At 49.6% G+C, this 13,211-nt stretch carries 12 protein-coding genes; all 12 read left to right on the top strand.

The window, feature by feature from the left end:
- The first annotated feature begins 6 nt into the window (after window positions 1-6).
- The 12 genes from U5R06_21545 to U5R06_21490 all read left to right on the top strand — a co-directional run bounded on the left by U5R06_21545 (window position 7) and on the right by U5R06_21490 (window position 13,200).
- Window positions 7-1,293, top strand: a complete 1,287-nt coding sequence (locus U5R06_21545; GenBank protein ID MDZ7725328.1) for a hypothetical protein — start codon at window positions 7-9, stop codon at window positions 1,291-1,293.
- Window positions 1,280-2,230: a hypothetical protein gene (locus tag U5R06_21540; GenBank protein ID MDZ7725327.1), complete on the top strand. Its 951-nt coding sequence runs from the start codon at window positions 1,280-1,282 to the stop codon at window positions 2,228-2,230. Before U5R06_21545 ends, U5R06_21540 begins: the two co-directional genes overlap by 14 nt.
- Window positions 2,224-2,397: a hypothetical protein gene (locus U5R06_21535; protein ID MDZ7725326.1), complete on the top strand. Its 174-nt coding sequence runs from the start codon at window positions 2,224-2,226 to the stop codon at window positions 2,395-2,397. Before U5R06_21540 ends, U5R06_21535 begins: the two co-directional genes overlap by 7 nt.
- A 14-nt stretch (window positions 2,398-2,411) precedes the next feature.
- Complete coding sequence (locus U5R06_21530) at window positions 2,412-3,314, top strand: sugar phosphate isomerase/epimerase family protein (GenBank protein MDZ7725325.1); 903 nt, start codon at window positions 2,412-2,414, stop codon at window positions 3,312-3,314.
- A 22-nt stretch (window positions 3,315-3,336) separates the two neighbouring features.
- Window positions 3,337-4,653: a Gfo/Idh/MocA family oxidoreductase gene (locus tag U5R06_21525; protein ID MDZ7725324.1), complete on the top strand. Its 1,317-nt coding sequence runs from the start codon at window positions 3,337-3,339 to the stop codon at window positions 4,651-4,653.
- Window positions 4,654-4,678: 25 nt separating this feature from the next.
- Window positions 4,679-5,524, top strand: coding sequence for a sugar phosphate isomerase/epimerase (locus U5R06_21520; GenBank protein ID MDZ7725323.1), 846 nt, complete (start codon window positions 4,679-4,681; stop codon window positions 5,522-5,524).
- Window positions 5,525-6,325: 801 nt separating this feature from the next.
- Window positions 6,326-7,066, top strand: a complete 741-nt coding sequence (locus U5R06_21515) for a hypothetical protein (protein ID MDZ7725322.1) — start codon at window positions 6,326-6,328, stop codon at window positions 7,064-7,066.
- Between the two features lie 250 nt (window positions 7,067-7,316).
- Window positions 7,317-7,532 carry a DUF4177 domain-containing protein gene (locus U5R06_21510; GenBank protein MDZ7725321.1) on the top strand — a complete coding sequence of 72 codons (216 nt, stop codon included), beginning with the start codon at window positions 7,317-7,319 and terminating at the stop codon, window positions 7,530-7,532.
- A gap of 2 nt (window positions 7,533-7,534) precedes the next feature.
- Complete coding sequence (gene yidD, locus U5R06_21505; protein MDZ7725320.1) at window positions 7,535-7,768, top strand: membrane protein insertion efficiency factor YidD; 234 nt, start codon at window positions 7,535-7,537, stop codon at window positions 7,766-7,768.
- A 63-nt stretch (window positions 7,769-7,831) separates the two neighbouring features.
- Complete coding sequence (locus U5R06_21500; protein ID MDZ7725319.1) at window positions 7,832-9,943, top strand: N-6 DNA methylase; 2,112 nt, start codon at window positions 7,832-7,834, stop codon at window positions 9,941-9,943.
- Window positions 9,944-9,949: 6 nt separating this feature from the next.
- The gene (locus U5R06_21495) at window positions 9,950-11,131 is read left to right on the top strand and encodes a restriction endonuclease subunit S (protein ID MDZ7725318.1); all 1,182 of its coding nucleotides are present in this window, start codon (window positions 9,950-9,952) and stop codon (window positions 11,129-11,131) included.
- A complete protein-coding gene (locus U5R06_21490; GenBank protein ID MDZ7725317.1) occupies window positions 11,095-13,200 on the top strand; it encodes a DUF262 and DUF1524 domain-containing protein in 2,106 nt (701 codons plus the stop codon). The genes U5R06_21495 and U5R06_21490 overlap by 37 nt, the downstream gene beginning before the upstream one ends.
- Window positions 13,201-13,211: the final 11 nt, after the last annotated feature.

Here is a 13,211-nt window from a genome sequence, read left to right as displayed (position 1 = left end):
CATTTGATGTTAAATGACATACAGCCGCTGACCTGGAACATCGGCTGGCAGCTTGAGTATGACGGCAGCCCGGAAAAACACTATCCGGCTGTGGTGCCGGGGGCTGTGCAGCTGGATGTCGCCGCGGCTGAACATTATGAACCTTTTTTTCACGCTGAAAACTGGAAACAGTTTTTATGGATGGAAGATGTGTACTGGCTCTATACCGCTGAATTTGAAAAACCGCAGCCGGCTGGCAATGAGCGCCTGTTTTTTGTCAGCCGCGGCATTGATTATCAGTTTGAAATCCGCTTGAACGGCCGCCTGCTTTGGCGGCAGGAAGGCATGTTCACGCCGGTTGAACTGGATTTGACCTCGGTTATCAAGTCCAAGAACACCCTGACCGTGCTGATTTTTCCGGTTCCCAAGGCCTATGCGAGGCCGCTGGATAAAGGTCAGGCCGCCGGCAGCGTCAAACCGGCGGTGAGTTACGGCTGGGACTGGCATCCGCGTCTGGTGCCGCTGGGGATCTGGGATGAAACCGGACTGCAGGTTCGGTCCGAGCAGCATGTCCGTTCATCTAACCTGCGCTATACGCTGTCCGCGGATTTCAGTCAGGCTGAATTGATCTGTGAGATCGAAGGACATGCGGTGCGGGGGCTGGACTATCAATGGTCACTGCTGGCGCCGGATGGCACGCCGGTGGTTCAGCAGACCGGCCGTTTCCAGGAAGAAACGCTGACGCTGAGCAATGACCTTCAGAATCCGCTGCTGTGGTGGACGCATGATCACGGCACGCCGCATCTGTATACGAGTGTGTTTCAGATTTACAAGAACGGGGCGCTTTGGGGTCACCGGGCTCAGCGCATCGGGTTCAAGCAGGTGCGGCTGGTGATGAACACGGGCGCCTGGGATGAACCGCAACAGTTTCCCAAAACCCAGAGTGTGCCGCCGATGCAGCTTGAACTGAACGGCCGGCGCATATTCTGCAAAGGCTGCAACTGGGTCAATCCGGAGATATTTCCGGGTGTGATTACGGCTGAACGGTATCAGGGATTGCTGGAAAAGGCAAAAAAAGCCAATTTTAATATGCTGCGCGTGTGGGGCGGCGGTATTGTTAACAAAGAATCCTTTTACAGCCTGTGTGACGAAAAAGGCATTTTGATCTGGCAGGAATTTCCGCTGGCCTGCAATGCTTATCCGGATTCGCCGGTTTACTTGAAAGTTTTAGAGCAGGAATCCGAATCCATAATCCGCAAGCTGCGGAATCATGCCTGTCTGGCTCTGTGGTGCGGCGGCAATGAGGCTGTTTAACGAATGGTCCGGAATGACCAATCAGTCCCGAGCGCTGCGGCTGCTGAACAGTCAAACCCTGAAATACGATCCGGATACGCCGTTTATCATGACCGCCCCGCAGATGGGCATGGGGCACGGCCATTATGTGTTCCGCGATGACGATACCGGAGAAGAGGTGTTTCAAATCTACAGCCGCTCACGCAAGACGGCGTACACGGAATTCGGTGTGCCGTCGCCCAGTGGGGTGGGGACTATAAAAAAAGCCATACCCGATTCCGAGCTCTGGCCGCCGCGCCCGGACTCGTCCTGGACGAGCCATCACGGCTATAACGCCTGGCTCGGCGACACCTGGCTGATGCAGGATTTCATCGAATCCTGTTTCGGCGCATCGGAGAATCTGCAGCAGCTTGTGGAGCACGGTCAGATTCTGCAGGCGGAAGGATTGAAATGCATTTTCGAAGAAGCGCGGCGGCAGAAACCCTACTGTGCCATGGCGCTGAGCTGGTGTTTCAATGAACCCTGGACCACCGCGGCCAACACCAGCCTGATCGATTATCCGCTCACACCCAAACCGGCCTTGGACCAGGTGCGGCAGAACTGCCGTCCTCTGCTGGTGAGCGCCAAAATCCCCAAATTTACATGGAAACCCGGGGAGGAATTCTCCTGCGAACTCTGGGCGCTGAACGATCGGTTTCAGGCGGCTGAGATCAGGAGAGTGACTGTGAGCCTAATTCATGACGGCGAGATCGAAACTCTGACGTCCTGGACGCCGGATCGGATAAAATCCAACAACAATCTCAGAGGGCCGCAGGTCCGCTGCCGGCTGCCGAACCGGAAAGCCGGTATTTTTAAACTGCGGCTGCAGGTGGAGGGCAGGCCGGAGTTGAATTCAGAGTATCGGCTGGTTTTGAAAACTGAAAATGGGCACGCGGGGAAGCAGAGGGAAACATGGTGAAGCATATTTTTATCAACACTGTCATGGATGACAGCGTGACCGGTGAGCGGCTGGTGATCGAGCAGGCGGAACATATTAAACTCAAAGAGGTGACTGTCGACGGAAAAAAACTGGACGGCAGCTTTAGCAAACTGGATACAACCCAAACCGTACCGCATCAGATATAAAAGGATGATTTGTTATGAACCGAAGAAGATTTGTCATGTCAGCGGCAGCCGCACCCGCAGCCGCTGTGATCGGAAGCGGATGCTCAACTGCAGAAAAGCCCGAACCGGCATTCCGCTTTTGTCTGAACACCAGCACGATCAACGGCGGGGAAATCGGACTGCTGAAAAGTATGGAAATCGCCGCACAGGCGGGATACGACGGCGTGGAAATCTGGGTGCGCGATTTGAAAGCCTGTCTGGATTCCGGGCATTCGCTTTCAGAAATTGAACAGCGCATCAAAGATCACGGCCTCGCTGTTGAGAGCGCGATCGGTTTTGCGCCCTGGCTAACGGGCAAGGCCGGATTCGATCAGATGCGCGACGACATGCAGCTGTTGTCTGCGGTTGGCTGCCGACGAATTGCGGCGCCGCCGGCCGGTGTGCCGTCGGATGCGCCTCTGGACCTGTTCAAAGCCGGCGAAGCTTATGCCGAACTTTTAGAACTGGGACGCGAGACCGGCGTGATGCCGCAGCTGGAGTTCTGGGGCGCGTCACAGGTGCTGTGGCATCTGGGACAGGCGCTGATGATCGCAGCGGCGGCCAATGATCCGGATGCGCGGATTTTACCGGATGTGTATCATCTGTTCCGCGGCGGGTCCGGGTTCAACGGATTGAAAATGCTCAGCGGTCAGCTGATTGATATTTTTCATATGAACGATTATCCGGACAAAGCGAGAGAAGAGCAGAACGACGCCGACCGGGTGTATCCGGGGGACGGTGTCGCTCCGGTCGTGCAGATTCTCACCGATCTGAACGCCGGCGGGCCGACGGTGCTGTCGCTGGAACTGTTCAACCGGGAGTACTGGAAACATGATCCCCTGACGGTTGCGGAAACCGGTCTGCGAAAAATGCGGACCGCTGTCAGCGGGATAAAATAACCTATTTCAACAAGGAGGTTTTATGGAAAGCCGTTATGTAAATCGGAGACAATTTGTAAAAACCACAGCGCTGGCATCTGCCGCTGCGTTTGTTCCGGCAGCCGCCCTGGGCGCCAATGACAGGATCAACGTGGCGCTGATTGGATGCCGCAACAAGGGATTCGGCATACTCAAGGACAGTCTGGGCTATGATGACGCGCGCTGTACGGCCATGTGTGACGTGGATCGGAGCGTACTGGACGAACGCGCGGCCGAGGTGCAAAAGACCTTTGGTCAGAAACCCAAACTGTATAACGACTACCGCAAGATGCTGGAGCAAAAGGACATCGATGCGGTGATCATCGGCACGCCGGATCACTGGCACTGTCTGCAGCTGGTGGATGCCGTACAGGCCGGCAAGGATGTGTATGTGGAAAAACCCATGGCCAACACCATTGAGGAATGCAACATCATGGTCAGGGCCGCCAATTACTATGACCGCGTGGTGCAGGTGGGCCAGCAACAGCGCAGCAATCAGATCTTTATCGAGGTCATGAAACTGATCAAATCCGGCGTCATCGGGTCGCTGCGCAAAGTGAACATGTGGGCGAATTTCAATTACGGCCTGGGCGCCACACCGGCCATGGATGAACCGGTACCGGACGGCGTGGATTACGATATGTGGCTGGGACCGGCGCCGAGCCGTCCGTTCAACCGCAACCATTTTCACGGCAGCTGGCGGCATTTCTGGGCCTACGGCGGCGGCATGTTCTCGGACTGGGGCGTGCACCTGGTGGACATGGGGTTGTGGGCCAAGGATCAGGTCAAAGCGCCGGGGCAGGTGATGACGTTTGCGGCCAACAACAGCGATTCCAACAAAAAACGCGATACCTTTGATACCATGAATGTCATTTATCCGACCCAGGATTATGTGATCAATTACGATATGACCGCCGGTGTGCAGGAAGGTCCGTTTGAACTCATGTACGGCGTCAATTTTATCGGCAACAAGGCGACCATCAAGGCGAACCGGCACAGCTACAAGGTGGTGCCGGAATGGGACCCGGTGAAAGAAAAACATCTGACCGAGGCCAAAGAGGTGACCTCTGGAAAAGAATCGCATGGCGAGCATGTGCGCAATTTTCTGGATTGCATCAAATCGCGGCAGATTCCGGCCTGTCCGCCGCAAGTCGGGCGCGCCGCGGCTCTGCACGTGCACGCGGCCAATATATCCGCCCGTATCGGCGAGCCGTTTCTAATCTGGGATGATGTGAACAACCGCTTTAGCAATTGCGATAAAGCCAACAGCTATATTGTGCCGCGCTACCGGTCACCGTGGACGCTGCCGAAAATCGGTTAATTGTTGTTTTGAACAAAAGGAGAGAATGATGGATACCAGACGACAGTTTTTATTAAAGACCGCGGCCGCCGGCGCTGCCATGGCTGCACTGCCGTATGTCGCTTGCGAAACACAGACACAGACACGATTCAACCTCGGCTTTATCAGCGGACTCATCGGCAAAGAGCTGAAAGCTGACTGGCGGGCGGCGCTGAAACAGGCTGCTTCTTACGGGTTCAGCGAATACGAGGGCGGTGTGTATGCGGACTCGGCGCAGGACTACCTGGCGTACCTGCAGGAGGTCGGATTGACGCCGGTGGCCGGGGGCATTAAATTCTCGGAGGACATGGACGAGGTGAAACAGAGTTTTGAAAACGTCCTGGCGCTGGGGATGCCCTATGCCGTGTCCTACTGGCCGTGGCTGGTCGGCGAGCCGTTCAAGCTCGAGGATTGTCAAAAGAGCGCGGATCTGCTGAATCAGATCGGTGAACTGGCTGCGGGTAACGGATTGACCCTGTGCTGGCACAATCACGATAATGAATTCATCGAGATGGAAGCGGGCCTGCCGTTCCATTATCTGATGGATCATACCGATCCGGAGCTGGTCAAGTGTGAGATGGATAGTTACTGGGTGGCCAAAGGCGGCGCCGATCCGCTGCAGGTTCTGCAGCAGTACAACGGCCGGATTCCGATTCTGCACGTCAAGGATATGGCGGGTGACGAAGAACAGTCCTTTGCCTGTCCCGGCAGCGGTATCATTGATTTCCCGTCGATTTTGACCGAGGCCCTGGATCAGGGGATTGAGCACTACTTTGTCGAACGCGACAAGGCGCCGGACGGTATGGCGTGTCTGAAATCGAGCAGCGAGTATCTCAAGAGTCTCGAGCTGTAAGGGATGAGTTTGACAGGATTTGCGGCAACGGCTGAACCGCGGCGCAAATCCTGTTACGTAAAGATAGTATCGGCTGTATTTCGGCATCGGCCGGGGTGCGTAATAAACGCTACAAATACATCCGCCGGTTTACAAAGAACTCGATGAACTGCAGCAGGACCCGCATGAAAAACGTCATCTGGCCGATCCAATGGACTATGCAAGCATGGTCAGGGAACTGCAGAGCCGTTGTGATCAGCTGAAAGAGGAACGGGTGTAACGGATTTTACAGCGGGCTGCGGGGGGAATGCCTGGCAACGAAACCGCCGTATGATGATTGGAAAACAGAACGTACTATAGTACGTTCTGTTTTACTGTAATTTAAAACAATAAAATACAATGGTATATATGGATGTTTTTTAGCAAAGTTGTAGACGAGGTTCGTCGCCCCGTTGAGCGTCGAGCCGGTTTTGAAAAGGCTATGAAAGACAAGATCTGCTTTATAACAGCCTGTAACAGCGCCATATTTTTTTTGACTCGTGACACAGAGTATCTCGGCTGCCTTATGCAAGGTGACTGGCGGAACCAGGAGCAGCGGAGCAGGCGAACGGGAGGAACCGCCCGCTGCACCTGATTCGAGACAGGGTGTGGGCTCTGCGTTTCCAGGCTATTACAAGAGCGGAAAATGTCTTGTGAAAAACGCTGTAATTGTTTATGTTCAATGAACGGGAACCGGCGGGGATATGGGTTTCTCCGGGGTTTTATAACCGTTTTTCATCGATGAATAGAATAAAAACGCGAACTGAAAAACCGGGATGTTCTATGCGAACCGGGATAATTGCACTCTTTGTATTGCTGTCAAGTTTGCTTTCCTGCACCGTCAATCAAATGTTTGTCCGATGGTCGGACACGCTCAAAGATGGAAGGGGGCGGAACAGGAATGTGTTCTGGACGGACGGCATTCAATTTATTCATGTGGGTAAAAACAATATCGACCTGTATGTCAGCGGACTGCAAGCGGGTAATTACGTGTACTTTAATACATCCGTTGCCAATAACTCAAACCGCGAAATTTTTCTATACCCCGCACACTGTAAACTGTTGCAGAAACAAAAGGACGAGATTGTCGAGTTACAGCCGGTCTTGCCCAAAGAACTGCGGGTTGCTCAAGTACAGAAATCCGCTCTAATCGGTGTAATGTATGGGGTGGCGCTGGCCAATTCGAGCTATATTGCCAACAGCAACAACGCTGCAGAGCGCGCCTATTATAACTACAAAAATGATCAACTGGCACAAGACCACGCTGTCCTTCAGCAGCAGAATCAAAACACCACCATGACCCTGATCGCATCCATGCTGAAAAACCATAACCTGCAGCCGGAAGAGATGTACAGCGGCGCGATCCTGTTTGAACTGCTGGGAAGAGATGTGGATAAAGATAAACCCTTCTATTTGGTCGTCACGATCGACCAGCAGCAATATGTGATCCGCGGTAAAATGATGTCCGGGAACACCTATGATGAGCTGGATACGCCGGAGTTGCTGCGAGCGATCGAGTTTTAATGCTGATTTTGGAAATAAATTTAAACTGTAAAGGGGCAAACTCATGAGCATCACATTCAGCTGTAAAAGCTGCGGAAAATCATACACCGTAGATGATTCTATGGCCGGAAAAGCAGGGCCGTGTAAAAAGTGCGGTGCACGATTAATCGTGCCTTCCAGGCATTATCAGGAGATGCCGGGACAGTCAACGCCGAGTCAGCCGGATCAACAAAAACAGACAACACAATCGATCACAAAACCGGAGATGGACATGCAGAAATTTAAAGAATACAAGGTCATCACCGTGGAAGAAGGCGGGTGCAGTACGCTCTTACTCGGCTCGTCAGTTATTCCGGTGAATAAAATGCAAGCGCAACTGAATCAGTTGGCAAAAGACGGATGGCAGGTTGTGTTTCAGCTGGTGGAACAGAAACGCTATTTGCTGTTCTGGACCCGGGAATCTGTAATCATCACGCTGGGCCGGTAATCATGCTTGCGCATCTCTGCATACGCTGCATTAAATGGTATCAGCGCGTCAACAAAGACGGCGCCCTGTTCAGAACGGACTGTAATTTTATTCCGTCCTGTTCCGATTATGCCAGACTCTGTCTGCAGCGCTTTGGTCTGATCAAAGGACTGAGACTGGGACTTGAGCGTATTTCACGATGTAAAGACCGCGAGGCTTTAGAGAAAAAAGTTGATCCTGTGCCGGAAAAGTTATAATTTAAAAGATTCAAGTTTATCCAGCAACTGTTGAACTCAAAGCATCTAACCGGAACCCACACCATGCCCCAACTTGAACACATTAAAACCATCGAAAAACGCCTCTGGAGCGCTGCCGATACCTTGCGGGCCAATTCCAATTATGCCAGCAATGAATACTTTTTGCCGGTGATGGGGCTTATTTTTCTGCGACACGCTTACAGCCGATTCCTGGCGGTCAAAGATGAGATTGTTGCCGGATTGCCGAAACGCAACGGCAAAACACGTCCCCTGAGCAAAGAAGATTTTTCGCGCAGAAATGCCATTTATCTGCGCCCCGAAGCGCAATTTGATCATTTGGTTTCCCTGCCCGGAGATAAAGACCGCGTCAAGGCCGTCATAAAGGCCATGGAGTCCATTGAACAGGATTATGACAGTCTAAAAGGCATTTTACCCAAAAGTGAATATCAGGAACTGGATAATGATGTTTTGCAACAAATGCTGGAATATCTGAATCCGGATGCCCTGAAACAGGTGTCCGGTGATGTATTTGGCCGCATTTACGAATATTTTCTCACCAAATTCGCAGATCTCAAGGCGCACGACAATGGCGAATTTTTCACCCCGGTTTCCCTGGTGTCCATGATCGCGCATGTGCTGGATCCAAACGGCGGGATTGTTCTGGATCCGGCCTGCGGTTCGGGTGGCATGTTTGTGCAGAGTGCACGCACCGTACGGGAGCACGGTGACAATCCGGCGGAACGCCTGACGTTTTACGGCATGGAAAAGAATTCGACCACCATTCGGTTGGCCCAGATGAATCTGGCGGTGCACGGTCTGGAAGGCAATATTCAAAAGGCGATTACCTATTATCAGGATCCGCATGCTCTGGTTGGCAAAGCCGATTATGTGATGGCGAATCCGCCGTTCAATGTGGACGAGATCGACGCGGACAGTGTCAAAAGCGATTCACGCATGCCGTTTGGGTTGCCGGGCAAGAATAAAAACGATAAAGTGCCGAACGGCAATTACGTGTGGATTAGTTTCTTTTACAGCTATCTGAATGAAACCGGGCGCGCCGGATTTGTCATGTCATCCCAGGCGTCCAGCGCCGGCCGCGATGAGGCCAAGGTGCGGCAAAAACTGATCGAAACCGGGGCGGTGGATATCATGATGGCGATCCGGTCCAATTTCTTTTATACGCGGTCCGTGCCCTGTGAATTGTGGTTTCTCAACCGCGACAAACCGAAAGAACACCGCGACAAGGTGCTGATGATCGATGCGCGCAATGTCTATCGGCAGGTGACGCGCAAAATTTATGATTTCAGTCCCGAACAGGAACAGAATCTGCTCGCCATGGTCTGGCTGTACCGCGGACAAACACAGCGCTATCTGGACCTCGTGGCCGGGTATTGTCAGCGCATGCTGGATCAATGCGATCAGTGTCTGTCTGATGAGAGCGATGCGAATGAACCTGTCCGACCGCTATCCGGATTTGCGACGCAAATTCACAGCATGCGCGAAGCGGTTCGGCCATTTGTCGAGGCCATGGGACACGCGGAACTTGACAAAAGCAGTCTGGACTATGAACATGCTGTCATTGCATTTGAAGAGGATGTTCGAAAATTCAAACATAGGTTTGGCGAACAAAAACAGCGCTGGGCTGAGCAGGATAAACACAACGGCGCGCTCAAACAGGCTGTGGAGCGCTTGTCGCCTCTAGCGGAAGCAAGCCGCGATTTGATCAAACAGGCGGACCTGGTGGTCAAGCAGGCCGCTCAGCTGTTGGAATTGTGTGAGAACGACTATGACGCCAAAGCGCACGACGCCTGGCCGCGCAAACCGATCAATCAATTGCGCAAAAAGATCGATGCCGCGCGCGCTGCTGCGGTGGAGACCTTGAAACCGGTGCGCTATGTCTGGAAACAGGCGCACTGGCTCACGGAACGCTTTCCGGATGCCGAGCTGTGCGATGTGGAGGGGCTGGTGAAACGGGTGGATCATGCCGAGCTGCAGGCCAATGACTGGTCGCTGACCCCCGGACGCTATGTGGGCGTGGCGCCGGAGGAGGAAGACGAGGATTTTGATTTTGAGGAAACCCTGCGCGAGATTCACACAGAACTGGATGCCTTGAACGCCGAAGCGGTGGAACTGGCGGAACGGATCAAGAGGAATTTTGAGGAGTTGGGAATATAATATATTATGAACTCGAGCCATAATCGTAAAAACAAGTTAAAAGATTACTGTCATATTACATCGAGCAAACGTATCTACGCATCCGATTATGTTGATAATGGTATACCATTTATAAGAGGTAGAGAAATTGTACAGAGATTTGCACATGACGGTGAATTGAGGAGCAATTTATATATCTCACGAGAGAAATTTGAGTTGATAAAAAACAAATATGGTGCACCTGAAAAAGGTGATATACTTATTACTTCAGTAGGAACTCTTGGTATTCCATATATTGTAACTTCTGATGATGAATTTTATTTTAAAGATGGAAATTTGATATGGTTTAAGAATATTGAAAAATTGAATAGTACATTTTTTTACTATTGGTTGTTATCACCTATTGGACGATCACAACTTCATAAATGTACTATCGGTACTTCACAATCTGCATACACAATTGAGCGATTAAAAGAAATCGAAATTGATGATCTTTCGTTAACCAAACAGGAAAAAATTGCTTCTATCCTCTCCTCCTACGACGACCTCATCGAAAACAACCGCCGTCGTATTCAGCTGCTGGAACGTTCGGCGCGCTTGCTGTACCGGGAGTGGTTTGTGCATCTCCGGTTTCCGGGACATGAGCATGCAAAGATTGTGGATGGGGTGCCGGAGGGGTGGGAAAATAACCATTTGGGTGATGTTGCCCCATTAAATTATGGTAAATCACTAAAAAAAAGTAATCGTGAAATAGGCCCATTCCCAGTTTATGGCTCTAGTGGTATTATTGGTTATCATTCTTGTTCATTGATTTCAGGCCCAGCAATAATTATTGGGAGAAAAGGAAATGTGGGCAAAATATTTTGGTCCTATGATGATTGTTACCCAATTGATACAGTTTATTACATTGAGAATAAAAATTGTTCCTATTATTTATATTATGCATTAAAAAATATAACATTTATTAGCACAGATGTTGCAGTACCGGGTTTAAATCGTGATTTTGCACATAGCAGATCTGTAATAATTCCCGACGATAAAATATTGAGATTGTTCGAAAATTATGCGAGTGATATACATAGACAAATTTATCTCCTAATAAAGGAAATTGATACTTTGTCAAAGGTTCGTGATTTACTTTTACCCAAATTAATGAATGGAGAAATCACCATATGCAAGCAACCGAAGCCAAACTCCTCGATTTCTTAAAAAAATCTCAGCAATTTATCATCCCCATTTATCAGCGAACGTATAGCTGGACAGATCGGGAATGTAAACAGTTGTGGGAAGATATTATTCGAACCGGGAATAATGAAAATATCTCGGCGCATTTTGTCGGTTCGATTGTTTATATTGAAAAAGGACTTTATCAGGTGAGCAGCCAATCCCCTTTGCTGGTAATTGATGGGCAGCAACGGCTGACCACGGTCATGTTGATCTTGGAGGCATTGGCTCGGCAATTGGGAGATAAAGAGCCATTGGATGGGTTTTCCGCAAAAAAAATACGCAGTTATTATCTCTTGAATCCATTGGAAGAGGATGAACACGCTTTCAAGTTGCTGTTAACGCAAACGGATAAAGAAACGCTGTTATCGCTCATACAGCAAAAGTCAACACCTCAAGACCATTCACTGCGTATCATGGAAAATTTTACTTATTTTATGGATAAAGTCAAATCCCTTGGTGATGACTTGGTTCCCCTTTGCCAGGGACTTGCGAAACTCATGATCGTCGATATCTCGCTTAACCGCGACCAGGACAATCCTCAACTTATTTTTGAAAGCATGAATTCAACGGGTCGGGAGTTGAGTCAAGCCGATTTAATCAGAAATTTTATCCTGATGGGACTGGATTCAGAAAAACAAAAAGTGCTTTATAAATATCATTGGCGTCCCATGGAAGTTGAATTCGGTCAAGAAGCATACGGCAAGCAGTTCGACAGTTTTATTCGACATTATTTGACATTTAAAACCGGCGAAATACCCAATATCCGGGCGGTTTACGAAGCTTTCAAAGCTTATGCGTGCACCCCTGAAATCATACAGCACGGTGTTGAATCACTGGTTCAAGATATTCACATGTTTGCAGAGTATTATTGTGCTATGGCTTTGGATAAAGAGCCTGATAGAGAATTGTCAGAGGCCTTTCAGGACTTGAGAGAGTTAAAAGTAGATGTTGCGTTTCCCTTGTTGCTTGAGTTGTATCATGATTATAAACAAAATGATCTTGCAAAAGATGATTTTGTTTCTGCTGTTCGGTTCATAGAAGCCTATGTTTTTCGCAGAGCGGTATGCTCTATCCCCACCAATTCACTCAATAAAACATTTGCCAATTTTGGACGCATTTTAAAAAAGAATCAATATCTGGACAGCATCAAGGCTCATTTTTTATCATTGCCGTCCTATCGAAGATTCCCGAATGATGAAGAATTCAAACGCGAACTATCGACCCGGGATCTGTACAACTTTCCACGTCGCAGTTACCTCTTCCGACGGCTTGAAAATCATGAACATAAGGAACGAGTATTGGTGGACGAGTATACGATTGAACATATCCTTCCACAAAATGAAAACTTGTCAGCAAAGTGGAGAGAGGCATTAGGCGACAATTGGCAACAAATACAAGCAACATGGCTGCATACGTTGGGTAATCTGACATTGACCGGATATAACAGTGAATACAGCGACAGATCATTTGTTGAAAAACGCGATATGAAAGGAGGCTTTAAGCAAAGTCCGATCAAATTGAATAAAGGTCTTGGCGAAATGGACTCGTGGAATGAACAGACAATCCATGAACGTGCCCAATGTCTTGCAACAGAAGCGAATCGAGTTTGGAAATCACCCGAGTTATCCGATGATATTTTAAAACAATTTCAACCAAAAACAGATAGAACGGCGGGTTATTCTCTTGATGACCACCCCCAGTTATCAAAAGGAACTGCAGTACGTGGATTATTCGAATCCTTGCGAAAACTTGTTTTTGATCTTGATGACTGTGTCACCGAAGAAATACTAAAGTTGTATATTGCCTACAAGGCAGAAACCAATTTTCTTGATGTTGTTCCACAAAAAAGCAGGTTACGATTATCTTTGAATTTGCGATATCATGAGTTGTCCGATCCCCGCAAAATAGCCAAAGATGTAACCAATCTGGGACGGTGGGGGAATGGTGATGTTGAAGTTTGTCTAAGTAAATCGGCAGATTTGCCCTATATCATGGGATTGGTACGTCAGGCATTTGAAAAACAGATGGGAAACGGTCATGATGAAGAGTAAGAGGCGATGCT

The sequence above is a fragment of the candidate division KSB1 bacterium genome, assembly GCA_034521575.1.
Taxonomy (GTDB): Bacteria; Zhuqueibacterota; Zhuqueibacteria; order Residuimicrobiales; family Krinioviventaceae; genus JAXHMJ01.
The sequence above is the reverse complement of the archived record's forward strand: the minus strand, read 5'-3'. Positions and strand labels throughout refer to the sequence as shown.

Coding starts and splice junctions, on each gene's coding strand:
- yidD (MDZ7725320.1), top strand. CDS start 7,535: ATGCTTGCGCATCTCTGCATACGCTGCATTAAATGGTATCAGCGCGTC.
- U5R06_21500 (MDZ7725319.1), top strand. CDS start 7,832: ATGCCCCAACTTGAACACATTAAAACCATCGAAAAACGCCTCTGGAGC.
- U5R06_21545 (MDZ7725328.1), top strand. CDS start 7: ATGTTAAATGACATACAGCCGCTGACCTGGAACATCGGCTGGCAGCTT.
- U5R06_21495 (MDZ7725318.1), top strand. CDS start 9,950: ATGAACTCGAGCCATAATCGTAAAAACAAGTTAAAAGATTACTGTCAT.
- U5R06_21520 (MDZ7725323.1), top strand. CDS start 4,679: ATGATGGATACCAGACGACAGTTTTTATTAAAGACCGCGGCCGCCGGC.
- U5R06_21530 (MDZ7725325.1), top strand. CDS start 2,412: ATGAACCGAAGAAGATTTGTCATGTCAGCGGCAGCCGCACCCGCAGCC.
- U5R06_21540 (MDZ7725327.1), top strand. CDS start 1,280: ATGAGGCTGTTTAACGAATGGTCCGGAATGACCAATCAGTCCCGAGCG.
- U5R06_21515 (MDZ7725322.1), top strand. CDS start 6,326: ATGCGAACCGGGATAATTGCACTCTTTGTATTGCTGTCAAGTTTGCTT.
- U5R06_21490 (MDZ7725317.1), top strand. CDS start 11,095: ATGCAAGCAACCGAAGCCAAACTCCTCGATTTCTTAAAAAAATCTCAG.
- U5R06_21525 (MDZ7725324.1), top strand. CDS start 3,337: ATGGAAAGCCGTTATGTAAATCGGAGACAATTTGTAAAAACCACAGCG.
- U5R06_21510 (MDZ7725321.1), top strand. CDS start 7,317: ATGCAGAAATTTAAAGAATACAAGGTCATCACCGTGGAAGAAGGCGGG.
- U5R06_21535 (MDZ7725326.1), top strand. CDS start 2,224: ATGGTGAAGCATATTTTTATCAACACTGTCATGGATGACAGCGTGACC.